The sequence below is a fragment of the Magnetospirillum fulvum MGU-K5 genome (genome assembly GCF_000442515.1).
Classification (GTDB): domain Bacteria; phylum Pseudomonadota; class Alphaproteobacteria; order Rhodospirillales; family Magnetospirillaceae; genus Phaeospirillum; species Phaeospirillum fulvum_B.
In genome coordinates, this window is record NZ_AQPH01000009.1 from 1 (window position 1) to 23340 (window position 23340).

Sequence of the window (23340 nt, forward strand, 5' to 3'; positions counted from 1 at the left end):
TCAACTTGCATGGGTGCGCGCTCCCGTCACCAGTCCCCGTCGAGGTCTGGACGATTATTAAGAGTAAAGGTCGGGAAATGGGGGTCGCCGTCAGCTCGGGTGACGGCTGCCTCCGCCGGTGGGGCCGGAGCGATCAGCGATGTGGATCGGGGGGGAGAAAGTCGGGCCGGGACGTGCTCGCGGGCAGTCACCCAGCCGGACCTTTTGGACGGCTTCTGGCGAAGCCGTCCAACATGGATATAGAAATTCTGGAGAGCGACGGTGACCTTTCCCTCAGACTTAAGGGATAGCCACACTTGCCGAACAGTCTCGCCCTTGTCCAAACGCTCGATGATTTGCGTCTGGAGTGCGATAACCTCGCGCTTCGCTTGACCCCACGGAATTTCTCGCACACAATCCCCGCATCGTGATCGTTACGATCCGATTCGACGGGATTGTTTAACCAGAGAACCTACCCGATCCGCGCAGGCCCTCATTCGCCGGGCGCGGCCCCTCCGGGCCGCTTGGCTCCGCGCCACGAGGCGCGCAGCCCTTCGGGCCTAACCAAACTGCATAAAGAGAGCAGTTTGGTATGACAGGGCGGACCGCCCCCGGTCACGCGCGGGGCGGGCTGATCGTTTCCAGCCACGCTACCGCCTCGGCCACGGTGGCGACGTTGGAGCAGTCTGGGCGGCGGGGACGGCGGCGCATCACCACCCGCACCCCCAGATCGCGGGCGGCGGCCAGCTTGGATTCGGTGGCGGTGCCGCCGCTGTTCTTGCAGACGATGGTGTCGATCCGGTGCGATGACAGCAGCGTCCGTTCGTCGTCCAGCCCGAACGGCCCGCGTGCCAGCACGATCTCGGCCTGGGCGAAGGGCGGCATCGGGTCGGGGCGGTCAACCGAGCGGATCAGGAACCAGACATCGTCCAGTCCGGCGAACGGCTCCAGCTCCTGGCGGCCCAGCGCCAGCAGCACCCGCCGCGAGCGGGCGGCGACCAGGGCGGCGGCCTGCTCCCAATCCTCGACCTCGTCCCACAGATCGCCCGGTTCCGGTTGCCATGCCGGACGTTCCAGCCGCAAGAGCGGCAGCCCCCGGGCGGCGCAGGCAGTGGCGGCGTTCCACCCCATCCGCGAGGCGAAGGGATGGGTGGCATCGATCACCGCCGCGACGGTCGGGCGGGCGCACAGCCACGCCTCCAACCCCTCGGGACCGCCAAAGCCGCCGATGCGGACTTCTCCGGCGGGGTGACGCGGGCTGGCGGTGCGCCCGGCCAGCGAGGAAATCGGCGCGAACCGGGGATGGTCGGCCAAGGCGGTGGCGAGGGCATAGCCTTCGGTGGTGCCGCCGAGAATCAGAACCTCAACGCTCATCTTTGCGTCGCTCCAGAGCGGCCCGCAGCAAGGCGGCGGCGCGGTAGGGGGCATGGGCGAACTTGCCGTGGGGCAGGGCGACGAAAAAGCCGAGCACCGTCCCCAGATGAAGGGCGAGGAGAATGCCCATTGCCGGGCCATCCCGCAAGGCCAGCAACACCAATCCACTGACCGCCATCGCGACAAGCTGGATCAGCAGCAACCTCCCGGACTCCTGGGCCGCCGGGGCACTGGTGGCGGGGTTGGCCCCACGCTTTAAGCCCAGCAGGCCGAGCGAGCCCGCGATCATCCCCAGCCCGCCCAGGCTGCCCAGAATCACGGGGAGGCTGAGATAGGGATAGGGCGCTTCCAGCCCGAGCAGGTGGTGATAAATCGTTGCCACCGAGGTTGAAGCCAGACAGAGCAGGAACCCGGCGAACACCAGATGATGGAAGCGTTTGCGCTGGAACGACAGGCTGCCATAGCCCTCGTCGCATCCGGCGCCGCCGCCGTCGAGATTGCGCAAGGTCACGGCGTCGCGGATCGCCTCGGGGGCCGCCGCGCGCATCTCGGCCCCGCTGCCGCCGCCTCCGGCCCGCCAGAACCGCGCCACTCCCACCGCCAGCGCCAGCACCGACCAACCGAGCGGGATGGCGGCGGCAAGGCTCATCACCCCCCATGGCACCACCCGGTAAAACGCCCCCGGTCCGGTATGGGCGGCAAACAGCACTTCGCCCGGCACCAGCAGCAGGACCAGCAGCACCGGCAGTAGCGTCACCCCCAGCGTCAGCAGGCCCAGATGCGGCAGCGGACGCGGCCACGCCAGTTCGGCCTGGGACAGCAAGCGCAATTCGGCCAGGACCAGGGGAACATTGACGGCATAGGGATGCGGCGGGGCGTATTGGCAGGCCTGCCAACAATTGCGGCAGTTATGGCAAAGGTGGGCGAGGGTGGCCAACTCTCCATCGCTGAAGGTGCGGTGACGCTCGGCGGCGCGGAACATCTCGCAATAGCCGTTGCAGTAATTGCAGACGTTGCACAGCCGCAGCACCCGCCGCGCTTCCTCGTGCGGGTCATCCAAGCGCATGGTCCGCCGCCTCCTCGCCCGCGATCCGTCCGAACACCGCGCCGATGGTCAGCGCCGCCCCGGCAAGATAGCCGGTTCCGATCACGTTGGGAGCCATGATCATCCCCGCCGCATAGAGACAGCCGAGTGGCTGGCCGTCATCGGTCAGCACGCGGGCGTGGTCGTCGATTTTGACGCCGTAACAGGTAAAGGTGATACCGGGACGGATCGGAACGGTGAAGAACGGGGCGCGGCTGACCCGTCCCGAGTCCGCTGCCGTTACGGCCAGAGTGGCGAGCGGCATGTCCAGCAACTCGGCCAACGCCTCCAGGCTGTCGGCGCGGATTGGCTCCAGGATGGCGGGCGGGGTCCGCTCGATTCCGTCCTCATCCCACACCGCATGAGCGATCGCACCGGGCAGGGCGGCGACCCGTCGCCCCCATTGCGCATAGCGGGTCGGGCCGGTGATCGCGGTTTCGTCTTCGAACCGGCGTCCGTCGCGGTCGATCGCGATGCCTTGCGCCAGCCCGTCAACGCGGGTGACGATGCCGCCATCGGCCTCGGTCAGCCGCCCATCGACGGCGACAAGGTGGCAGGCCCCCGGCGTGCCGACACGGGCCGCCCCCAGATCGAACAAAGCGCGCAGCGGCTCGCCTGCCGCAAACGGGGTGCCGCGCACCACCAACGCCGCCGCGTCGTCTCCCCATTGCTCGGCCAGCCAGACCGGGTTGGCCTGATAGCCGCCACTGGCGACCACCACCGCCTTGGCCCGGATCGTCCGCGCCTTGTCTGCCTCGTCGCACATCGTGACGAGACCGTCGGGGGTCAGGCCGGTCACGTGGCTGTGATGATGGATCGCAATTCCCAACCGGGTTGCGGTGGCATAGAGGGTGTTGATCATCGCCTTGCCGCCGCCCAGGAAAAAGGCGGTCTTGCGCGACCAGGGCAGGCCGCCGCAGGCGATGGTCTGAAACACCACGCCCTCGGCCGCCAGCCAGCCGGGAATCGTCGCCGACTGGCGGATCAGGACCTGCGCCAGCGCCTCGTTTTCGGCTCCCTCGGCGGCCTTGGTCAGGTCAGCCGCGAAATCGGCTTCGTCGTAACTACCGGGAAACAGCGGCGAGGGAGCGCCATGCATGATGCGCAGATTGCGCGAATGGCGGGTGTTGCCGCCGCGCTGGTCGGGCGGGGCCTGATCGAGCAGCATCACGCTTGCCCCCTTGCGGCGGGCGGCCAGCGCCGCGCACAAGGCGGCGGTGCCGCCGCCCACGATGGCAACGTCACAGTCGGGCTGATCGGGGGGCAGGGCCGGAGGAGGGGACGACATCGCGGGCGGGGTCAGGCCGGGTCCGTCGCCGGCAGGGAAAAGAAGAAGGTGCTTCCCTCGCCCGGTTTCGATTCGAGCCAGATCCGGCCGCCATGTCGCTCGACGATCTTCTTGCAGATGGCCAGACCGATCCCGGTGCCCTCATAGCTCTCGCGGGTATGCAGGCGCTGGAAGATGCCGAAGATGCGGTCGGAATATTGCAGATCAATGCCGATGCCGTTATCGGCGATGGCGACGATTACTTCGCTGCCGCGCCGCTCGGTCGAGATCGTCACCCGGATCGGCCGGGTCGGTTCGCGGTATTTGATCGCATTGTCGATCAGGTTTTGCATCAGCCGAACCAGTTCGTCGGGATCGCCGGTGACGCTGGGCCAGGGCGGAGCGGGCAGAACGATGTCGGCCCCGCTTTCCGTGACCTTCAATGTCAGGGCGCGGGCAACCCGGTCGCACAAAACCCCCAGATCGACCGGCTGCATCGGTTTGCAGATGCGGCCGATCCGCGAATAATCAAGCAGATCGAGCACCAGCCGGTCCATTCGGGCCGCGCCTTCGCGGGCAAAGGCGATGAAGTCCAGCCCGTCCTGATCCAGCCGGTCGCCATAGCGGCGACCGAGCAGATCGACGAAGCTGGCGATCATCCTAAGCGGTTCGCGCAGATCGTGACTGGCGACATAGGCGAACTGTTCCAGTTCGGTGTTCGAGCGGGCCAGTTCCTCGGCCTGGAGGCGCAGCGATTCGTCGGCCTGACGGCGTTCGGTGATGTCTTGAACCGTCCCCAGAATCTCGCCGCTTCCATCGACCGATTGCGACGAAATTTCCGCCCGCAGCCTGATCCAGGTCACTTTGCCATCGATCAACAAACGATGTTCGATGTCGAGCGGGTGGCCCAGTCCGGTTTGCCGCACCGCCTCGATCACCCGGTCGCGATCCTCGGGATGAATCCGCTCCAGCACGTCCTCGCTGCGGACCCGTGTGCAGATTGGCAGGGCGAACAGGCGGGCCGCTTCCGCCGAGCAGGTCAGTGACAGGCTGGGCAAATGGGCTTGCCAACTGCCCACCCGCGCCACCGCCTGGGCACGATTCAGCGCGGCCTCGCTGGCGGCGATCCGGGTCCATGCCTCGGCCTCGGCGCGCATGTGGCGCAGCAGCACCAGACCGGCGGCGGTAATCAGGAAAATGCAGGCGGCGATCACCACTTCGATCCGCCGGTTCTGCTCCCGCCATGGCTTTAACGCGGCCTCGACCGGCAGGGAGGCGGCGATGGTCAGGTCAAGGCGTTCGAGACGGCGAAAGCTCGATAGCCGCTCGATCCCGTCCAAGGGCGAGACCATGATCGTGGACCCGGCGACCTCTCCGTTCGCAAGGGACGGATACACGGTGGCGAGATCGACCTTGCTGCCGACTGCACCGTCTCGCTCGGGGTGGCGGACCAGGACGGTTCCGTCCTCGTGCAGGAGAGTGAAGACGATCTGGTTATCGAGGTCGAGCGAGCGGAAAAAGGTTGAATAAACAGCGGGGTCAAGGCTGGTCAGAATCACACCGCCAAAGCTGCCATCCGGTTCGGTGATGCGGCGGGTAAACGGAATCACCGGGGCGTTGGCGACCTTGCCGAAAACGGGTTGCCCCAGAAACGCCTCTTCGGAGGGGTCGTCGCGGTGATGCTGGAAGTAATCGCGATCGGTTACGCTGACCGAGCCGGGATCGGCGGTATGGCTGTGCAGGCGCACCCGCCCTCTATCGTCGATCAGAACCAGACGCGGCTTGGCCACCATCGAGACCGAGATGTCGTGCAAAATCCGCCACAGCACCGGGTCGCGCGGGATGGTGCGCCAGTTCGGATTGGCCCCCACCAGGGCGACGATAGTGCGCAGGGCAAGATCGCTGCTTTCAATCTTTCCATTTATTTCGATGCTGGCCAGTTCGACCTGGGCGGTAAGGTCGGTTTCGGCGGCTTTCAGCGTGTTGCGGCGGTCGGTTTCGCTCGATTGGTAGAACCACAATCCGATCAGGCTGACGCAAACCAGCCACGCCCCGACCAGCCATCCTTGGCGGGACGCCAGGATCCGGCGCAAGCCGGAAGAAAGGGGGGGGCGCGAGAACGGCACGAGGGACTCCGAATGCAAACTGAGACTGAAAGCCAGGCGGTGTCGTCTCTAAGGTAAGCTAGGCCTTATGCGATTCAAATGGAACCGGCTCCAGCTTTTGCCCAAGACCGTAAAGGCTGCGGGGCCGACAGTGTTATCGGCCCCGCTCAGGTTTATTCTCTTGTCCGATCCGATGGTCTCAGGCGACGAAACTGCCGGATCGGATCAATCGGGACGAGGGAACGGCGTCCCCCCTCTGTCAGAGGTCGGCGCCCGGACTGGACAGCGGCAGCGGGTCCGCGTCTTCCGGCTCCTCGACGGCCTTGGCCTTCAAGACCCGGCGCATGATCTTGCCCGCAATGGTTTTGGGCAGTTCGGGAATGAAATGCAGTTCGCGGGGGGCCATCGCCGCCCCTAATTCCTGACGGGCAAAGGCCAGAACCTCGGCGCGCAGGGCGTCCCCGGCCTGGAAGCCCGGGTTGAGCGAGGCGAACGCCACCGGCACTTCGCGCAGCAGCAGATCGGGCTTTCCCACCACGCCGACTTCGGCGAGGGCGGGGTGATTCATCAACAGCCCTTCGACCTCGAACGGGCCGATCTGAAGCCCGCCGCATTTGATCATGTCGTCGGCGCGACCGACGAACCAGTAAAAGCCGTCGGAATCCCGCCGGACCAGATCGCCGGTCAAATACCAGCCATCAACCAGTCCGGCCCCCAGCAGAATCCCATTACCGACATAGCCCGACAGCATCGAGGGCCAGCCCGGCCGGATTGCCAGTTCGCCGACGGTATCCGGGGTCTCAATCACATCAAGCCGGTTGCCCTCGCGCTGGACCACGGCGGCGTGAATGCCGGGGAGAACCCGGCCCATGCTGCCGGGGCGCTGGGTCTCGGTCGGGCAATTGGCGATCGCCACCGATCCGATCTCGGTCTGCCACCACGTATCAAGGAAGGGAACGCCCAGCGCCTTTTGTCCCCACAGCACCGCTTCGGTGTTGAGCGGCTCACCGACGCTGGCGGCGACGCGCAGCCAGTTGCTGCGATAAGACCGTGCCAGCGCCGCGCCATAGCGCATCATCGCCCGGATCGCGGTGGGCGTGGTATACCAGGCGGTAACCTTCTCGTCGGCCAGGATGCCGTACCAGCGCCGTGGATTGATGTCGGCCTCGTCGGCCAGCACGGTGGCGCCACAGGCCAGCGGCGCGATCACTCCATAGGCGGTGTTGGTAATCCAGCCGGGATCGGCGGTGCACCAGAAAATGTCGTCGGGGGTCAGGCCGAACAATTCGCGCCCGGTGACCAGATGGGCCAGCATGGCGCGGTGGGATTGCACCACTCCCTTGGGCGTCCCCGAGGTGCCGCTGGTGAAATGCAGCAAAGCGGGATCGGTCGGCCGGGTCGCGACCGGGGCGGCGGGACGGGCCGCCGCAAGCTGGGTCGCGAAGTCCAGGCAATCCGGTCCGGGCTTCGTCACCGCCCCATCCTCGCCGATCAGCAGGACGTGCTGGAGCTCGGGCAGGGCGGCCCGGCTGGCAGCGACCTTGCGGGCATAGAGATCGTCGGCGACGATCAACACCTTGGCCTGGGCCAAAGCGAGGCGGGACCGGATCGGCCCCGGTCCGAACGTCGCGAACAGCGGACAATAGACTCCGCCCGCCTTCAGCGTGCCCAACGCGGCGACGAACAGTTCCGGCACCCGGCGCAGCAGCACCGCGACGGTATCGCCCGGCTCTATTCCCAGACCGATCAGAACGGCGGCAAGACGGCTGGAGGCATCGGCCAGTTCGTCATAGCGGATATCGCGCTGTTCCATACGCGGTCCCAGGCAGCGAACGGCGATCCGGTCGCCATGACCGGCGGCGACATGACGATCACTACAGGCGGTTCCGATATTGATGCCGCCGTCGGGAAGGGTGGAAAGCTCTTCGCGCAACTCATCCCAACGCGAGGATGAACCGGCGGTTACGCCTTCGTTCACGGTGTCACTGGACTTCGACGAAGCCATGGCTTTTTCCCGCTTTTGACGATGACGGGGAGGACAGACGTCAGTCCCGGGGCGGACCTGCATTCCCTGTGGAAAACATACTGAGCGTGGCCGAAACAGCACGCAACATATGGAAACGCAGGGCACCGATGCGCCGGAACCGGGTGTACGGAAGACTAGTCCGTCCCGTCGTGATGGACGTGCTCAGGGCGACGGAGTGACAAGAGGCGGAAGATGCCCCTCGTCCAGGATGGCCTGGGCGATTTTGTCTCCGATCGCTTTGTTGAACCGGGGTGAATAATGGATGGTGTCGATATAGGCGTTGCCCTCGGCCGGTTCGAGTTCGGCCAGCCAGAGCAGACCGCGTTCCCACAATTGTCCCTGCGCCCGCTGTTGCGCCATCAGCGGATAGCCCCGGGCCGAGTTCATGTGATAGCCCAACATCTCTTCCTGGACCGGGAACGGACGCTTGCGGTTGTCATAGGAATAGGTCGGAACCGGCTGCTGGACGAACAGGGCTTTGAATCCCATCCGTTCGGCGGTGGCGTCGATGATGCGGCGGTTGGTGTCGAGGCGGTGGGCGACCTTGGCGACGTCGGCCTCGCCGTTGCAGAAGCTGCCCCATTCGCGCAGCACGACCGATTTGTCCCCGCCGAAATGCCGGGCAAGGTGGACCAGATTCGATCGGTGCGACAGGTCCCGCAGGATCGGCAGCCGCGAGCGGGCGTTGGTCAATTCGATCAGTCGCTCGTTCCAGGCGCTGACGTCGGGAACGGTGCAGTAATAGAAATCGTTGACCCCATCGACGAACACGGCGACGTCAGGCTTAATCCCGGCGGTCAGCAGTTTTTCCAGGGCGATCCGCTCCTGGGTCGAGTAATACGAGGCGGCGCCGAAATTGAACACCTGAACATCGGCCCGCCCGGCGGCTTTCAACGCCTGCTCGATATAAGCCGGGATGGTTTCGTCGTTGCCGACGCCGATGCCAAGCGTGGTCGAACCGCCAAAGACGAACACCTTGGGCCCCGCCGCCTGAAGATCGGGAGCCGGGTCGCCATTCGGGCGGAAGCCGTCCTCGGTTATCGTGAAATAGTGCCCGCGATAGGGCGTCATCCGGTATTCGACGAACGGACTGTAGATCGTGTCGGTTTGCCGCCATCCTTCCGCCATGATCTCTCGGTATCGGCGGGGATTGTCGGTGTCGAACAGCTTTTTGATGTTGTCGTCGGTGCCCGCCATAATGAACAGGGGGCGTTTGTCGCGTAACTGCTTAAGAACGAGGCCCGCCGTATATTCGGCAAAGGCGATAAAGATCGCCGCGGAAAGAAGCGTCACCGCCACGGTGGAAAACACTCGACCGAACAGATTGGAGCGGGTAGGACGCATCAGACCGGACCTCGAAACGATTGCCTACCCTGATACCGCGAATGCGCCTTGTTGCGCAATGAGGAGACAGGACGAAATGTTTGAACTCCACCCGAAATTGTTTGTCGATACGGTTCCGGTTGCCGAATGGCCTTTGAGTTGCGTTCTTTTGATGAACGAGCGGTCTTATCCCTGGTTGATTCTGGTGCCACGACGGGCTGGAATCTCCGAAATCGGCGAGCTAGAGGCAGCCGACCGCGCGGTGCTGATCGAAGAAATCGCCCGTCTGTCCGATGTCGTTCGCGCCCGGCTGTCCCCCGACCGGATCAACGTTGCCGCGCTCGGCAATGTCGTCCCGCAGCTTCACGTCCATGTCATCGCCCGGTTCAAGACCGATCCGGCCTGGCCGCGCCCGGTGTGGGGTGCGCAGCCGGTGGTGCCGTTCAGTGACGGTGAACTGGATCGCCATGCCGAGGAGTGGAGCAGCCTGCTCCGCTGATCCCCGTTTAAGAGCGGTGCGGATAAGCTCAGGATCGGACGTATTTCAGGGGCTTTCGCCCCCGATCCCCAATCGGGAGGCTGTGCCTCCCGAACCCTCTATATTTTTAATCAATTGAAATAAAAAGAAAGAGGAGGTTCGGAGGCATGCGCCTCCGAACGGGTCCGGGCGGTTGCCCGGCCGCGCAGCGGAGGTCTTGCGCTAAAGAGCTTTATGCGCGGGGCGGTGGGGCTTCGTGAAAGCGGATCGGCTCGCCTGCGGGCTGGCCCAGCAACTGGCCTTCGCGCATCACGGTGCGGCCGCGCAGGATGGTGGCGACCGGCCAGCCGGTGACCCGCTTGCCATCGAACGGAGTCCAGCCGCAGCGGCTGGCGATCCAGTCGTTGGTGATGGTCCGCTCTGCCTTCAGATCGACCACGGTGAAGTCGGCGTCATAGCCGATCGCGATCCGCCCCTTGCCCGCGATGCCGAAAATCCGGGCCGGTCCGGCGCTGGTCAGATCGACCAGCCGTTCCAGCCCCAGCCGCCCCTCGGCGACGTGGTTCAGCATGATCGGCACCAGGGTCTGCACCCCGGTCATTCCCGACGGGCTGGCGGGGTAGGGCTGGTCCTTTTCCGCCAGGGTATGCGGCGCGTGGTCCGAGCCCAGCACATCGACGATGCCGCCCGCGATTGCCGCCCACAGCGCGTCGCGGTGGTGGGCGTCGCGGATCGGCGGATTCATCTGGGCCAGGGTGCCGAGGCGTTCATAGCAGTCCGGCGCGGCCAGGGTCAGGTGCTGCGGCGTCGTCTCGACCGTCGCCCAATCCTTGTGATGGCCGAGATACTCCATCTCCTCGGCCGAGGTGACGTGGAGGACGTGGATTCGCCGCCCGAGCCGCTCGGCCAGACCGACCAGCCGCTTGGTCGCGATCAGCGCGGTTTCGGCATCGCGCCAGTGCGGATGGGCGCGGGGATGGCCCTCGGCCTCGGCGAGCGGACGGCGCTGACGCAACCGGGCTTCGTCCTCGCAATGGACCGCGACGCGGCGGGTTCCGGCTTCCAGCACGGCTTGCAGGGTGGCGTCGTCCTCGACCAGCAGGCTGCCGGTGCTCGATCCCATGAACACCTTGATCCCGGCACAGCCGGGCAGGCGCTCCCATTCGGCCAGATGGGCGACATTGTCCGCCGCCGCTCCCAGATAGAAAGCGTGATCGACCCAGGCCCGCCCCTTGGCGCGGGCCAGCTTGTCGGCAATCGCCTCGGCCGTGGTGGTCGAGGGGCGGGTGTTGGGCATCTCGAACACGCCGACGACACCGCCCAGCGCGGCGGCGGCGGTGCCGCTCTCCAGATCTTCCTTATGCTCCGCCCCCGGCTCGCGGAAATGGACCTGACTGTCGATCACGCCGGGCAGCACGGTCAGCCCGGTCAGATTGACATCCTCGATCGCGCTGGCGGCAAACAGGTCCCCGATCGCGGCGATGCGGCCGTCACGGATGCCGATGTCGGTGCGGACGATTCCGCCCGGAGTGACGACGGTGCCGTGGCGCAGGATCAGGTCGAAGGGAACGGTCATCGGCGGCCTCGGAGGCAGGGGGGAAACGAAATGGCATCATACCCCATCGCCCAGCAGCGCGGCCACGTCGCCATCGGCGGGACGGCCCAGGATGTGACGGCGATGCCACAAAGCGTAGAACAGCAGGGTCCAGCAAGCGAATCCGTTGCTCTTGTCGCAGCGGGCGAACAGCGCCTCGACCGCGCCGGGGCGGCAGATTTCGGCGATACCGGGCTGACGCGCCAGCAGCGGCCCGATCTCGGGACGTCGGGCGATCCATTCGGCGACCGGAACGGTAAAGCCACGTTTCTTGTCGAACGGACGGGCCAGGGGCAGCGCGCGGTCGAGCCAGTGGCGCAACAGCCACTTGCCCATCCCCCCCGCACCTTGATCCGGTCGGGCAGGCGGAAGGCGAACTCGGCCAGAACCGGGTCGAGGAACGGCACCCGTCCCTCGATGCCGTGGGCCATCAGGCAGCGGTCGGCCTTGGACAGCAGATCGTGGGGCAGCCAGTCGGCGCAATCGGCCGCCTGCGCCGCCTGGAGGCGGCTGCGATTCTGGCCGGATTCGGCCCGGACGATCGCGGCGAAGCGGTCGCGCCAGCCCTCGGCGACGCCGTCCCGCAAGACGTCCAGACCGTCGAAGCTGCCGGAGCGGCGCATCGCGCGGGCCAGCGGCCACGGCCGGGCGGCGTGGCGGTGGCGGCCATAGCCTGCGAACAATTCGTCGCCGCCTTCGCCGGACAGGATCACCTTGACCTCCTTGGCGGCCTCGCGGGCCAGCTTGAAGGTCGGCAGACAGGCGTAATCGGCGGCGGGATCATCCATGCAGGCGGCGATCTGGGGCAGCAGGGTCCAGAAATCGGCCTCGGTGAACTCGATTTCGACATGTCTGGCCCCGACGCTTTGGGCCAGGGCGCGGGCGTGGGCGCGCTCGTCATGGGCGCCGGTGCCGGGGAACCCGGCGGTAAAGGCCAGGATGCCGCGCGGATTGAGCCGGGCCATCAGCGCCAGCACCGCCGAGGAATCGATCCCCCCCGACAGGAACATTCCATAAGGGACGTCGGAGCGTTGGTGCAGGTCGACCGTCTCGGTCAGCAGGGCATCAAGCGTCTCAAGCAGCGCTTCGGGCTTGCCCGGAACCGGCGGACCAGGGGGGAGGGCGGGGCGGTGGCGGGTGGCGACGATCCGGCCGCGTTCGACCACGATGGTCTCGCCGGGGGCGACGCGGCGAATGCCCCCAAAGATCGTGTCGGTTCCGCTGGTGAACTGCATCTGAAGCAGTTCGGCCCGCGCCACCGGCTCGACCTGGGCTTCGACCAGACCGGCGGCAATCAGGGCGGCCGGTTCGGAGGCGAAGGCCAGCCCCCACGTCCCTTCGGCGAAATAGAGCGGCTTGATCCCGAACGGATCGCGCGCGAGGATCAGCCGGTCGGCGGCGACATCGTGGATCGCCAGCGCGTACATCCCCCGCAACGCAGCGACGAACGCCAGCCCCTGCTGGCGGTAGAGATGCAGCGGCGGCTCGCTGTCCGAGCCGGTGGCAAAGCGCTGCCCCGGCATCGCCGCCTTCAGTTCGAGGTAATTATAGATTTCGCCATTGGCGACGATTGCGTTGCCCGCCTCGTCATAGATCGGCTGGCGGCCCCCGGCGAGATCGATGATCGACAGCCGGTTCTGGATCAGCCCGACCGAGCCCTGGACATGGCGGCCGCGTCCGTCGGGGCCGCGATGGGCCAGCGCGGCGGCCAGCCGGTCGAGGATTTCCGCCGCCGGAGCGGTTCCATCCGCCGTCATCAGTCCGGCAATGCCGCACATCAGCGTTTCACCCGGGCAAAGAACTCGACATAGCGCGCCACCACCGCGTTCTCGGTGAAGTCGGCATCGAAGGCGGCGCGTCCGGCCTGGGCCAGGGCGGCGGCCTGGGCCGGATCGGCGCGCAAATGAGCGATCGCGGCGGCCAGCGCCGCATCGTCGTCAACCGGAACCAGCAGGCCATCCTCGCCGCTGTGGATCAACTGGCTCGGCCCCTGCGAGGCGGCGGCGATCACCGGGCGGGCGGCGGCCCAGGCCTCCAGCACGACATTACCGAGCGGTTCGTGCCGCGATGGGCAGACGAACAGATCGGCCGAGGCCAAAAGCCTTGCCCCGTCATCGCGCCAACCCAGGAAACGGACCCGATCGGCGATCCCCAGCGTCGTGGCCAGCGCTTCCAGTTCGGCCCGCAACGGTCCTTCTCCCGCCAGCCACAGCCAGGTGCCTTCGACCTGGGCCAGAGCGCGGAGCAGCACGTCGAACCCCTTGTTGGGATGCAGCCGTCCCAGCGCGACGATCAGCGTTGCGTCGGCGGGGGTGTCGAACGCCTCTCGCGGCAGGGGGGCGGCGGCCGGGCCGGGATCGGCGGCGAAATTGGGCAGGTAATGGACCCGTTCGGCGGGCCAGCCCTGCTCGGCGATCCACGAGCATAGATCGGGGGTGTTGGCGGCGAGATGGTCGCAGGTGCGGTAATATTTCAGGTCGTAATAGCCGCCCAGCCGTCCGACCCGGACGATGTTGCCGGTGGGGAGAAAGCGGGCGGCGCGGTTCATCCAGGCCAGGGCGATGTCGGGGCCAAAGTCGCGCGCGGCGGCGGCGGCGCGGCGGCGGGTGAACAGGTCGAGCACTCCGCCGAAACCCAGTTCGGTGACCTCCAGCCCGGCGGCGCGCAGCCGGGCCGCTCGCTCGGCATCCTTGCGGATCAGCAGGTGCTGGACGATCCCGGCCCGGGCCAGCGCCGGGGCCAGCCGTTCAAAAAACGCTTCGGCCCCGCCGTGGCGGGCGCCGGCCATCATCTGGAGCAACCGGGTCACGCAATCCACCCTTCCAGCACGCGGGCGGCGTCGTCCCACGAGCGGTTGCGGTAAAGCCCCTTCGCCTCGCGGCTCAACACCCCCTGAAGCGTGCGGTCGGTCAGCAGCATCAGGGCCAGATTGGCAAAGGATTCATCGTCGGGGACGACATAGGCCGAAACGCCGTTGGCGACCCGTTCGAGCGCCGCCCCCAGTGGGTGCACCACCGCCGGACAGCCGCAGGCCTGGCTTTCCATCAGGGTGAAGCAGCCCATGTCATCGGCATGGCCGGGATGAAGGTGAACGCTGGCCCCGGCGAACAACGCCGCCATGCCCGGATCGGGCTGGGGCCGGACGATCCGCACCCCTTGGGCACGGGTGGCCAGGGCACGGTCGATCACCGGGCGCAGCGCGCCTTCGGCCTCGTCGCCCGCCGCGGCGCGGGCCAGGATCGTCGAACACAGCACCAGTTCGGCCTGGGGGGCTGCGGGATGAATCCGGTTTTGCCACATATCCAGGATGGTCTCGAGCCCATGGGCGGGATGGGCGGTGACAATCGCATAGGGCGGGTCGGCCGGGTTGGGCGTAGCGGCAATGTAGGATTCGGCCACCGCCGGGGGCAGCAATCCGGCGGTCAGGCCGCGCCGGTCGAATTGGCCCGCCTGAGCCTCGGCGGTCAGCAGCAGCAGCGGAGAGAAATTGTCGAGGGCGGCGCGGGCGGGGGCGCGGTCCAGCATCCGTCCCGGCCCGGTGATCCACAGCACGCGGCGGTCGGCCAGCCGGATGAAGTCAAGCAAGGCCGGTTGACGAAAGGCGATCAGAACATCAGTGCGGGGCGGCTTGCGCGCCTTCAGCGGGTCCCACCGCACCCCTTCGATATCGGCACCATAGGGGGTCGTGTTGAACGCCCGCACGCTGTGGCCGCGTCGCGCCAGCGCGGCGGCCATGGCAGCGAACGCTTTTTCCGCTCCGCCCAGCGGCCGGGTTGCGGCGCTCAGTCCGTCGAAGGGGATGGAATCGTCGACCAGGGTGATATGCATCGTTCGTTCCTTATAAGGCTGGCGAACGGGCTTGTCATCCCGGGCGCTTTGTCCCACCCTTTGAAGCGAATGGGACGAAGGGGATCATTATGACGGAACAGCGGTTTGTGCGTCTGGAACGACGTGCCATCATCGCGGTCGGCGGCGACGATCGTCGCACCTATCTTCAGGGGCTGATCTCCAACGACGTGACCCGCCTGTCGCCCGGCCTCGCTCAGTTCGCGGCGATGCTGACGCCCCAGGGCAAATTTCTGTTCGATCTGTTCCTGGCCGAGGCGGCGGACGGATCTTTTCTGATCGATACCGAGGCGGATCGGGCCGAGGCTCTGGTCCGCAAGCTGACAATGCACCGGCTGCGCGCCAAGGTGACGATCGAACTTGATCCGACCCTGTCGGTTTACGCCGCCTGGGGCGACAAGGTTGCCACCCGGCTGGGGTTGCCTGCCGCGGCCGGGTCCGCTGCGCCGTTCGCAGGCGGGATCGCTCTGGTCGATCCCCGTCTGGCCTCCGCCGGATTCCGGCTGGTGCTGCCCGAGGGGGGCGAGGCGGCCCTGATCGCTGCCGGGTTCGCGCCGGGTGAGTTGGCCGATTGGGATCGGACCCGGATCGCGCTTGGCCTGCCCGACGGCGCCCGCGACATGGAGCCGGAAAAGGCTCTGTTGCTCGAAAACGGTTACGAGGAACTGGCCGGGGTCGATTTCGAAAAAGGCTGCTACATGGGCCAGGAATTGACGGCACGGACCCGCTATCGCGGCCTGATCCGCAAACGGCTGATGCCGGTCACCATTTCCGGCCCAACCCCGGCACCGGGAACGATCATCCATCACGGCGAGGCCGAGGCGGGCGAGATGCGCTCCAGCGCGGGCGATCAGGGGCTGGCCCTGATCCGGCTCGAAGCGTTCCAGGCCTCGGGCGGGCAGGGCTTGCGCTGCGGCGAGGCGACCTTGACCGCCCATCGTCCCGACTGGGCCAAATTCCCCGAGACGGAGTAGCTGTTACCATCGGTTACCCAAAACCAACCGACTTCGCTGGGCGCGGCACGGTATAAAACGGTATGGAACCCGGACCTCACATTCTGGTGGTCGATGACGACCGCGAAATCCGTGACCTGCTGGCGCGCTTTCTTGCCCGGCATGGGTTACGTGTCACCACCGCCCGCGATGGGACCGAAATGATGCGCCTGCTCGATGAGCGGCGGATCGATCTGGTCGTACTCGACCTGATGCTGCCGGGAGAGGACGGTCTGGCCCTGACCCGGCGGCTGCGCGAGGCGCGTTCGACGGTTCCAATCGTGATGCTGACGGCGATGGGCGAAGACACTGACCGCATCGTCGGGTTGGAGATGGGGGCCGACGATTACGTCGCCAAGCCGTTCAACCCGCGCGAATTGCTGGCCCGGATCAAGGCGGTGCTGCGTCGGGTCCAGGGCGGCGGTGAAGAGGTCGAGGTTGCGCTGCCTCGGGCCAAGTTGCGCTTCGACGGTTGGGTGCTCGACCTTTCTACCCGCGATCTTCTCTCCCCCGACGGCGTGATGATCGGGCTGTCGGCGGGCGAATTCGGGCTGTTGCAGGTGTTTGTCGAACATCCGCGCCGAGTGCTGTCGCGCGATCAATTGCTTGATTTTGCCCGTGGCCGTACCGCCGCGCCGTTCGATCGCAGCATCGATATTCAGGTCAGTCGCTTGCGCCGTCGTCTCGGCGACGATGCCAAGGACCCGCAATTAATCAAGACCGTGCGCGGCGGCGGCTATCTGTTCACCGCCCAGGTTGAGCGGGCATGACCAAGCCGGCCCGGCGCTTGTTCCGCTGGCCCGATACCGTTCTGGGACGCACCGCTTTGGTGCTGGTGCTGGCGCTGATTCTCTCGGTCGGGTCGGCGGTGCTGCTGTTCGAAAGCCAGCGTCAGGAGGCGTTGGAAGCGATCGGCGGGCGCAATGCCGCCGAACGGGTCGGCGGTCTGGTCGCGATTGCCGAACAGACCGAACCGGATCGGCGGCACGTCACGCTGCGCCGCCTCGACACTCCCCGCTTCCGCGTCGGCTGGGGCACCCGCCCCGTGGTCGAAAACGACGAATCCTTTGGCCTTGCCGCCTTTGTCCGTGACACGCTGAAAACCGGATTGGAGGGACGCGAGATTCGTGTCTCGTCTCGTCCCGGCCCGGTCGGTGGTCCCGACACCGGGATATTCGGTCGCTTCGGGCGTGGCCGCGAGGATGACCGGCCCCCGCCGGATGCCGAACCGCCCCCCCCTCCGGGCGAGGGGCCGACCTTCGCCCCCCCCGGTTCCGAGCCGCAGCGGCCGCCCAATCTGGAGCGACCCCATCGCATGATCGGCCCGGCGCTGCGGATTTCGGTCCGGCTGGATGATGGGTCGTGGCTGAACGTGCTGGCCCCGCTCGATCCCGGTATCTCGTTGTGGCGGCCGCGCTTTGTCGCACCGCTGCTGCTGGGGCTGGTGCTGGTGACCCTGGCGGCGCTGATCGCGGTGCGTAAGGCGACGCTGCCCTTTGCCGTCTTTGCCGCCGCTGCCGAGCGGTTGGGGGTTGATGTCGGTGCCCCGCCGATGGCGGTGACCGGCCCGCGCGAGGTGCGCCGCGCTGCCCATGCCTTCAATGTGATGCAAGATCGTATCGTTCGCTTCGTTCAGGACCGCACCCAGATGCTGGCGGCGATCAGTCACGATCTGAAGACGCCGATCACCCGGCTGCGGCTGCGTGCCGAGTTCATCGAGGATGACGAGCAGCGGGCCAAGATGCTGGCTGATCTGGCCGAGATGGAACAGATGATCGCCTCGACCCTGGCGTTTGCCCGCGACGATGCCGCCAGCGAGCCGCGTCAACGGCTCGACCTCGCCGCGATGGTCCAGGGAATGCTGGAAGACATGGAGGATATGGATATCGCCTGCTCCTACACCGGGCCGGACAGTCTGGTGATCGCGGCGCGGCCGGTGGCGCTGAAACGCGCCATCGCCAATCTGCTTGATAATGCAGTCAAATATGGCGGCCGGGCCGGGGTCGGGCTTGCCTCCGGGGGTGGCGAAATCCGTCTCACTATCGATGATGACGGCCCCGGTATTCCCGAGGACTCGCGCGAACGGGTGTTCGCCCCCTTCTTCCGGCTGGAAAGCTCGCGCTCGCGCGATACCGGCGGAACCGGGTTGGGGCTGGCGGTGGCGCGGGCGGCGATCCGCGCCCATGGCGGCGACATTACCCTGGCCAATCGTCCCGAAGGCGGCTTGCGGGTGACCTTGACCTTGCCCCAGGCGTAGTCTCACACCAACCGGCCAATGACTTGGCCGGTTGTATTGTCCCTCGCCGGGCGCTCGCCTCCGCTCGCTTGGCCGCCGCCGCAATGGCGGCCGGATACCGACCAACGGATCAAATCGAGGGGTGGCCGGTATTAGACCTCAGTGCGGGGATACCAGCTTTAGCCCGATGATCCCCGCGACGATCAGGGAGATGCAGACCAGCCGCAGTGCATCGGCCGGTTCGCCGAACAGCATGATGCCCAGCATGGCGGTGCCGACCGTACCGATTCCGGTCCAGATCGCATAGGCGGTGCCGAGCGGCAGGGTTTTGAGCGCCAAAGCCAGCAGGCCAAGACTGACCGTCATTGCCGCCAAGGTGGCAAGCGATGGGATCAGGCGGGTGAAGCCCTCGGTATATTTCAGGCCGACCGCCCAGCCGACTTCGAACAGACCGGCGAAAAACAACGCAATCCAGGCCATGACAGGTCTCCAGAGGGGGCGGTCGCCATCCCCCTGGAGACCAAGAACGTCTTTTGTCTAAGCGGAAAGCGCCGCTTGAGGCAAGGATTGCGTCTCGGCCAACTGGGCCAGCCACGCCGCGATCCGCTTTTCGGTCTTGGAGGACTGGCCGTCTTCGTCCAGCGCCAGCCCGACAAAGCGTCCGTCGCGCTCGGCCAGCGACGCGGTGTAGTCATACCCGTCGGTCGAGGTGTGACCGACGATCACCGCCCCCTTCTCGACGACGATGTCATGGAGAATCCCGATCGCGTCGACGAAGCTGTCTGAATAGGTCGCCTGATCGCCGGTTCCGAAAATCGCCACCTGCTTTCCGCTCAGGTTCGCATTGTGCAAAGAGGCGATCCGGTCTTCCCAATCGGTCTGAAGGTCACCGATCCCATAGGTGGGCGAACCGAGAACCAGCAGATCGCATTGCTCGAAATCGGCCGGGTTTGCCGCGGTGATGTTGACGAGCTTCGCCTGTAAACCGGCGGCGATTCGCTTCGCGATCGCCTTGGTGGTGCCAGACTCGGAGCCGTAAATCACGGTGACGTTCATGAATCCCTCTCTCCAATGCGAGCGGCCGAGGGGGGCTTCGGCCTGATGGAGAGAGATGATAATGATATTGAGAATTGTTCGCAATATGTCGGTGGTCAGGTCAGCGACCAAAAAAGCCGATCGTCAGGACGACGACCGGCTTCAATGCCGCACGAAGCCGCGCCGATATCAGGCGTTGATATCGACGGTTCGGCCGCGATTGGACGTTTCCGGAGGCGGTGGGCTGGCTTCCTTGGCTTTTGCCGCCGAGGATTCTTTGGCCTCGTTATCATTGTCGCCGTCGCTGTCACGCGCCGCGGGCTTGGCCTGCTGGGGTGGGGCCGACGGGGGAGGGGCGGAACCGCTCGAAATCGAGGTGACGGACATGTTCTATATCTCCCTTAGGCAGGCATAATTCTATGCCTAAGGTTTTATTAAGCGCCCGACGAGCCCCGGAATGCAACGAAATTTTAGAGATGTTCGAAAACCCAGGCGGTCAGGGCGTTCGAGCGGGCAAAGAAAAAGGCCAAGCCTTTGAAGGGCTTGGCCTTTTAAATTGGCTCCGGAGGAGGGATTCGAACCCCCGACCAGCCGGTTAACAGCCGGCTGCTCTACCGCTGAGCTACTCCGGATCACCGATTCCCCTGCGGTGGTGGGGAACCGAAAAAACTCACTTCACGTCATACCCGTCCGAGGAACGGTGGAGGCCGAGGCCGGAATTGAACCGACGTACGCGGATTTGCAGTCCGCTGCATAGCCACTCTGCCACCCGGCCACCGGTCCGACCGGCCGTGGGGCCGACGTGAGGTGGGTGCTTATAAACGGAGATTTACCCTCGGTCAAGCGGCTTTGTGGCGGCATTGTTTTCATTTTGCGTCGGCCCTATAAGGGAGCCGTCGCCACTGGGCGCAGACTAGTCTTAGGAGCCGTGTCGAGATGGATTTTGCCGCCGCCCGCTTCAACATGGTCGAGAGCCAAATTCGCACCAATCATGTCGTGGATGCCCGCGCCATTCGGGCATTGTCGACCACGCCGCGCGAATTGTTTCTGCCCCGCCGGATGCGCGGCTATGCCTATACCGACGAGGATTTGCCGCTGGGGCGGGGGCGGGTGATGATCGAGCCGCTGGTGATGGCCCGGATGCTTCAGGCCGCCGCGATCGGGGACGGCGATGTCGTTCTGGCGATCGGCGATGCGACCGGGTGGGCCAGCGCGGTTTTGTCGAAGCTGGCCAGTACGGTGGTGTCGCTGGAAAGCGACGGCGAGCTTGCCGCCGCCGCCGCCGCGACCCTTGCCGAGCGTGAAGTCGACAATGTCGCGGTGGTTACCGGCGATCTGGCGGTCGGCTATCCGGCCCAGGCTCCTTATGACGTCATTCTTATCCTGGGCGCGGTGGCCGAGATTCCCGATGGCATCATTGCCCAATTGGCCGATGGCGGCCGTCTGGTCGCGGTGGTGTCGACTGGGAAGGGCGGTGGCGTGGGAACGCGGGTGACGCGGACCGGCGAGGTTTTTGGGCGCACCACGCCGTTCGATGCCGCCACGCCGTTTCTTCCCGGACTGGAGCCAAAGCCCGTCTTCACCTTCTAGGCGGGATTTGACCTTGATCTTATGCCGTGTCCCGCTAATCTTCCCCGGTTGTGGTTTGGTGCGGCGGAACCGGACGGACAGTCCCCCGAAGAGAAGGTGTCGAGATGAAGAAGGCATACGGTCTGCTGGCCGGGGTGGCTGGGGTCGCCTTGATGGCGATGTCGGGGGGCGGGGCGGTGGAGGCGGCTTCGCTGAACGATGTTCTGGCGGCCACCTACGAGTCCAACCCGAATCTGGCGGCCTATCGGGCCAAGCTGCGCGCCACCGACGAAGGGGTGCCGCAGGCTTTGTCGGGCTGGCGTCCGACGGTGACGGTGACCGGCTCGGCGGGCAAGGGGCTTTATACCGCCAACACCCGGCCGGATAAGTACGAGACCAACCGCACCCCGAAATCCGCCTCGTTGACCGTTACGCAGCCGGTCTATACCGGCGGCCGCACCGTTGCCGCCACCGATCAGGCCGAGGCGAACGTTCAGGCCGAGCGGGCGCGCCTGATCGCGACCGAACAGGCGGTGCTGTTGAACGCCACCAGCGCCTATCTGAACGTCGTCCGCGACGAGCAGGTGCTGAACCTGTCGATCAATAACGAGCAGGTGCTGAAGCGCCAGCTTGAGGCGACCCAGGAACGCTTCCGCGTCGGCGAAATCACCCGCACCGACGTCAGTCAGGCCGAGGCCCGTCTGGCCAAGGCGGTTGCTGACCGCATCGGCGCCGAGGGGACTCTGAAAAGCTCGCGGGCCAATTACCTGAACAATGTCGGCGCGTTGCCGGATTCGGTGATCCAGCCCGATTTGCCCGCGCCGTTGCCGTCCGGATTGACCGAGGCGACCGCCGGCGCGCTCGCCAACAATCCCAATGTCGTTGCCGCCGACCGGACCTTCGACGCGGCCAAGTACGGCATCGATCTGGTGTTCGGCGAATTGCTGCCCAGCGTCTCGCTCAATGCCAACGTGTCGCGCTATCTCGATACGGCGGGAACCGGGGTTGGTGGGTTCGACTCGGCGATCACCAACAAAGAGGTTCTGCTGAACCTGTCGGTGCCGCTGTACGAAGGCGGTGGGACCTATGCCCGTCTGCGCGCCGCCAAGGAAACCGCAGGGCAGCGCCGGATCGAGGCCGACCAGGCCCGCCGCGACGCGATCGAAACCGCGACCAAGGCGTGGGAAAGCCTGCAATCGGCTCAGGCCCAGGTCATCTCGTACAATGCCCAGATCAAGGCGTCCGATCTGGCCCTGGCCGGGGTGCGTGAGGAATCGAAGGTCGGATCGCGTACCGTGCTCGACGTGCTGAATGCCGAGCAGGAAGCGTTTGATGCCCGCGTCGCCCAGGTCCGCGCCGTTCACGATCAATTGCTGGCAGCGTATCAGGTGAAATCGGCGGTTGGCGAAATGACGGCGCAGGGTCTTAATCTGCCCGTTCAGGCGTTCGATCCGGTTTCGCACTATGAGTCAGTGCGGGAAAAATGGATCGGCACCGGTATCGGTTCCGGCAAAGGAGCCGAATAGGATTCGGGAGACGCTCCGGGTATAAGTCGATCATCCTGATCGGACGCAGGATTTTGGTGATTTGTTCCCGGCGGTGCGGCATGATCGAAGCAGGGCCCTATTACGGGCATAGGCAGATAGAATAGCCGTGACATGAGCGAAGATAAGGCCCAACAAGAACCGTCGATGGAGGATATCCTTGCCTCCATTCGCAGGATATTGTCCGAGGACGAGGTTGAGGAAAAGGCCAAGGCCCCGCCGCCGCCGCCTCCACCTCCGCCGCCTCCACCTCCGCCGCCCCCTCCGCCACCGCCCCCTCCGCCGGAACCCGAGCCCGAACCTGAGCCGGTTCCCGAGCCGAAGCCGAGCTTTGCCCAGGACGATATCGATTCGCTGTTCGATACCCCGGCGCCCCAGCCCGAGCCGGAACCCGACGATGACGACGATGTTCTCGAACTGACCGAGGACATGGTGCTTGAAGAGGAGCCGGAGCCCGAACCGGCGTTCGAGATCGACGATTTCGAGCCGGAACCCGAACCGGAGCCGGAACCCGAGCCCGAACCCGAACCGGTTGTCTTCGTCCCTCCGGTCGAGCCCCCGCCGCCGCCTCCACCACCGCCGCCGTTCCGCAGCTTCCGCGAGCCCGAATACGACGAATCGCTGATGTCGCCGCCCAACGTCGAGCGCGGCGCGACCCTGCTGTCCGACCTTGCCCGCGAAATCGTGCGGCAGAAGGCGTTCGGCCTGGGCAACAGCGCCCTGACCGTCGAGGATCTGGTGCGTGAATTGCTGCGCCCGATCCTGAAGGAATGGTTGGACCAGAACCTGCCTTATATGATCGAGCGGATCGTCAAGAAAGAGATCGAACGGATGGTCAATCGTTCCGAAGATTTCTAGCTTTTTTCCGTGATGTCCTATCGGGCGGTC

Annotated in this window: 19 protein-coding genes, 2 tRNA genes and 1 pseudogene; 7 read left to right on the forward strand and 15 right to left on the reverse strand. The window is 65.8% G+C overall.

Features of this window, described 5'->3' with window-relative positions:
- Positions 1-594: 594 nt before the first annotated feature.
- The 6 genes from K678_RS03950 to K678_RS03975 all read right to left on the reverse strand — a co-directional run bounded on the left by K678_RS03950 (position 595) and on the right by K678_RS03975 (position 9179).
- Entirely contained in the window at positions 595-1353 is a 759-nt protein-coding gene (locus K678_RS03950) for a cobalt-precorrin-6A reductase (protein WP_021131169.1), read from the reverse strand.
- On the reverse strand, positions 1343-2419 hold the full coding sequence (gene tcuB / locus K678_RS03955; protein ID WP_021131170.1) for a tricarballylate utilization 4Fe-4S protein TcuB: 1077 nt from the start codon (positions 2417-2419) through the stop codon (positions 1343-1345). Before tcuB ends, K678_RS03950 begins: the two co-directional genes overlap by 11 nt.
- A complete protein-coding gene (gene tcuA, locus K678_RS03960) occupies positions 2406-3725 on the reverse strand; it encodes an FAD-dependent tricarballylate dehydrogenase TcuA (protein WP_021131171.1) in 1320 nt (439 codons plus the stop codon). The genes tcuB and tcuA overlap by 14 nt, the downstream gene beginning before the upstream one ends.
- 11 nt (positions 3726-3736) lie before the next feature.
- On the reverse strand, positions 3737-5830 hold the full coding sequence (locus tag K678_RS17560; RefSeq protein WP_021131172.1) for a sensor histidine kinase: 2094 nt from the start codon (positions 5828-5830) through the stop codon (positions 3737-3739).
- Positions 5831-6068: 238 nt separating this feature from the next.
- Positions 6069-7814 carry an AMP-binding protein gene (locus tag K678_RS03970; RefSeq protein WP_021131173.1) on the reverse strand — a complete coding sequence of 582 codons (1746 nt, stop codon included), beginning with the start codon at positions 7812-7814 and terminating at the stop codon, positions 6069-6071.
- Positions 7815-7997: 183 nt separating this feature from the next.
- Positions 7998-9179, reverse strand: coding sequence for an SGNH/GDSL hydrolase family protein (locus tag K678_RS03975; RefSeq protein ID WP_021131174.1), 1182 nt, complete (start codon positions 9177-9179; stop codon positions 7998-8000).
- A 76-nt stretch (positions 9180-9255) separates the two neighbouring features.
- Here K678_RS03975 and K678_RS03980 point away from each other — a divergent pair, with 76 nt between their 5' ends.
- Entirely contained in the window at positions 9256-9657 is a 402-nt protein-coding gene (locus tag K678_RS03980) for an HIT domain-containing protein (protein WP_021131175.1), read from the forward strand.
- 211 nt (positions 9658-9868) lie between these two features.
- Here the strand turns inward: K678_RS03980 and K678_RS03985 are convergent, their stop codons facing one another.
- The 4 genes and pseudogenes from K678_RS03985 to K678_RS04000 all read right to left on the reverse strand — a co-directional run bounded on the left by K678_RS03985 (position 9869) and on the right by K678_RS04000 (position 15058).
- On the reverse strand, positions 9869-11212 hold the full coding sequence (locus K678_RS03985) for a dihydroorotase (RefSeq protein WP_021131176.1): 1344 nt from the start codon (positions 11210-11212) through the stop codon (positions 9869-9871).
- A gap of 36 nt (positions 11213-11248) precedes the next feature.
- Positions 11249-13008: pseudogene (asnB, locus tag K678_RS03990) on the reverse strand (asparagine synthase (glutamine-hydrolyzing)).
- A complete protein-coding gene (locus K678_RS03995) occupies positions 13008-14039 on the reverse strand; it encodes a glycosyltransferase (RefSeq protein WP_021131178.1) in 1032 nt (343 codons plus the stop codon). Before K678_RS03995 ends, asnB begins: the two are co-directional and overlap by 1 nt.
- A complete protein-coding gene (locus K678_RS04000) occupies positions 14036-15058 on the reverse strand; it encodes a glycosyltransferase (protein ID WP_021131179.1) in 1023 nt (340 codons plus the stop codon). Before K678_RS04000 ends, K678_RS03995 begins: the two co-directional genes overlap by 4 nt.
- Before the next feature lie 89 nt (positions 15059-15147).
- Between K678_RS04000 and ygfZ the strand changes: the two genes are divergently transcribed.
- From ygfZ to K678_RS19915, 3 genes are all read left to right on the forward strand, one after another.
- Positions 15148-16050 carry a CAF17-like 4Fe-4S cluster assembly/insertion protein YgfZ gene (gene ygfZ, locus K678_RS04005; protein WP_021131180.1) on the forward strand — a complete coding sequence of 301 codons (903 nt, stop codon included), beginning with the start codon at positions 15148-15150 and terminating at the stop codon, positions 16048-16050.
- A gap of 62 nt (positions 16051-16112) precedes the next feature.
- Positions 16113-16838 carry a response regulator gene (locus tag K678_RS04010; RefSeq protein WP_021131181.1) on the forward strand — a complete coding sequence of 242 codons (726 nt, stop codon included), beginning with the start codon at positions 16113-16115 and terminating at the stop codon, positions 16836-16838.
- A gap of 878 nt (positions 16839-17716) precedes the next feature.
- Positions 17717-18325: a sensor histidine kinase gene (locus tag K678_RS19915; RefSeq protein ID WP_414532662.1), complete on the forward strand. Its 609-nt coding sequence runs from the start codon at positions 17717-17719 to the stop codon at positions 18323-18325.
- A 138-nt stretch (positions 18326-18463) separates the two neighbouring features.
- Here the strand turns inward: K678_RS19915 and sugE are convergent, their stop codons facing one another.
- The 5 genes from sugE to K678_RS04040 all read right to left on the reverse strand — a co-directional run bounded on the left by sugE (position 18464) and on the right by K678_RS04040 (position 20114).
- Positions 18464-18784, reverse strand: coding sequence for a quaternary ammonium compound efflux SMR transporter SugE (gene sugE, locus K678_RS04020; protein WP_021131183.1), 321 nt, complete (start codon positions 18782-18784; stop codon positions 18464-18466).
- A gap of 57 nt (positions 18785-18841) precedes the next feature.
- On the reverse strand, positions 18842-19360 hold the full coding sequence (gene fldA / locus K678_RS04025; RefSeq protein ID WP_021131184.1) for a flavodoxin FldA: 519 nt from the start codon (positions 19358-19360) through the stop codon (positions 18842-18844).
- Positions 19361-19528: 168 nt separating this feature from the next.
- The gene (locus K678_RS18510) at positions 19529-19726 is read right to left on the reverse strand and encodes a hypothetical protein (protein WP_021131185.1); all 198 of its coding nucleotides are present in this window, start codon (positions 19724-19726) and stop codon (positions 19529-19531) included.
- A 170-nt stretch (positions 19727-19896) separates the two neighbouring features.
- Positions 19897-19971, reverse strand: a tRNA-Asn gene (locus tag K678_RS04035).
- A gap of 69 nt (positions 19972-20040) precedes the next feature.
- Positions 20041-20114, reverse strand: a tRNA-Cys gene (locus tag K678_RS04040).
- Positions 20115-20275: 161 nt separating this feature from the next.
- On the opposite strand from K678_RS04040, the gene K678_RS04045 reads away from it, so the two are divergent.
- The 3 genes from K678_RS04045 to K678_RS04055 all read left to right on the forward strand — a co-directional run bounded on the left by K678_RS04045 (position 20276) and on the right by K678_RS04055 (position 23310).
- Positions 20276-20929 carry a protein-L-isoaspartate O-methyltransferase family protein gene (locus tag K678_RS04045; protein ID WP_021131186.1) on the forward strand — a complete coding sequence of 218 codons (654 nt, stop codon included), beginning with the start codon at positions 20276-20278 and terminating at the stop codon, positions 20927-20929.
- Between the two features lie 104 nt (positions 20930-21033).
- Positions 21034-22434: a TolC family outer membrane protein gene (locus tag K678_RS04050; protein WP_021131187.1), complete on the forward strand. Its 1401-nt coding sequence runs from the start codon at positions 21034-21036 to the stop codon at positions 22432-22434.
- Positions 22435-22566: 132 nt separating this feature from the next.
- A complete protein-coding gene (locus K678_RS04055; protein WP_021131188.1) occupies positions 22567-23310 on the forward strand; it encodes a DUF2497 domain-containing protein in 744 nt (247 codons plus the stop codon).
- Positions 23311-23340 lie beyond the last annotated feature (30 nt).

What these genes read in the sequence shown, in the direction of transcription:
- K678_RS03950 (WP_021131169.1), bottom strand. Translation starts at nt 1,353, where the DNA reads ATGAGCGTTGAGGTTCTGATTCTCGGCGGCACCACCGAAGGCTATGCC.
- tcuB (WP_021131170.1), bottom strand. Translation starts at nt 2,419, where the DNA reads ATGCGCTTGGATGACCCGCACGAGGAAGCGCGGCGGGTGCTGCGGCTG.
- tcuA (WP_021131171.1), bottom strand. Translation starts at nt 3,725, where the DNA reads ATGTCGTCCCCTCCTCCGGCCCTGCCCCCCGATCAGCCCGACTGTGAC.
- K678_RS03970 (WP_021131173.1), bottom strand. Translation starts at nt 7,814, where the DNA reads ATGGCTTCGTCGAAGTCCAGTGACACCGTGAACGAAGGCGTAACCGCC.
- K678_RS03975 (WP_021131174.1), bottom strand. Translation starts at nt 9,179, where the DNA reads ATGCGTCCTACCCGCTCCAATCTGTTCGGTCGAGTGTTTTCCACCGTG.
- K678_RS03980 (WP_021131175.1), top strand. Translation starts at nt 9,256, where the DNA reads ATGTTTGAACTCCACCCGAAATTGTTTGTCGATACGGTTCCGGTTGCC.
- K678_RS03985 (WP_021131176.1), bottom strand. Translation starts at nt 11,212, where the DNA reads ATGACCGTTCCCTTCGACCTGATCCTGCGCCACGGCACCGTCGTCACT.
- K678_RS04000 (WP_021131179.1), bottom strand. Translation starts at nt 15,058, where the DNA reads ATGCATATCACCCTGGTCGACGATTCCATCCCCTTCGACGGACTGAGC.
- ygfZ (WP_021131180.1), top strand. Translation starts at nt 15,148, where the DNA reads ATGACGGAACAGCGGTTTGTGCGTCTGGAACGACGTGCCATCATCGCG.
- K678_RS04010 (WP_021131181.1), top strand. Translation starts at nt 16,113, where the DNA reads ATGGAACCCGGACCTCACATTCTGGTGGTCGATGACGACCGCGAAATC.
- K678_RS19915 (WP_414532662.1), top strand. Translation starts at nt 17,717, where the DNA reads ATGCTGGCGGCGATCAGTCACGATCTGAAGACGCCGATCACCCGGCTG.
- sugE (WP_021131183.1), bottom strand. Translation starts at nt 18,784, where the DNA reads ATGGCCTGGATTGCGTTGTTTTTCGCCGGTCTGTTCGAAGTCGGCTGG.
- fldA (WP_021131184.1), bottom strand. Translation starts at nt 19,360, where the DNA reads ATGAACGTCACCGTGATTTACGGCTCCGAGTCTGGCACCACCAAGGCG.
- K678_RS18510 (WP_021131185.1), bottom strand. Translation starts at nt 19,726, where the DNA reads ATGTCCGTCACCTCGATTTCGAGCGGTTCCGCCCCTCCCCCGTCGGCC.
- K678_RS04045 (WP_021131186.1), top strand. Translation starts at nt 20,276, where the DNA reads ATGGATTTTGCCGCCGCCCGCTTCAACATGGTCGAGAGCCAAATTCGC.
- K678_RS04050 (WP_021131187.1), top strand. Translation starts at nt 21,034, where the DNA reads ATGAAGAAGGCATACGGTCTGCTGGCCGGGGTGGCTGGGGTCGCCTTG.
- K678_RS04055 (WP_021131188.1), top strand. Translation starts at nt 22,567, where the DNA reads ATGAGCGAAGATAAGGCCCAACAAGAACCGTCGATGGAGGATATCCTT.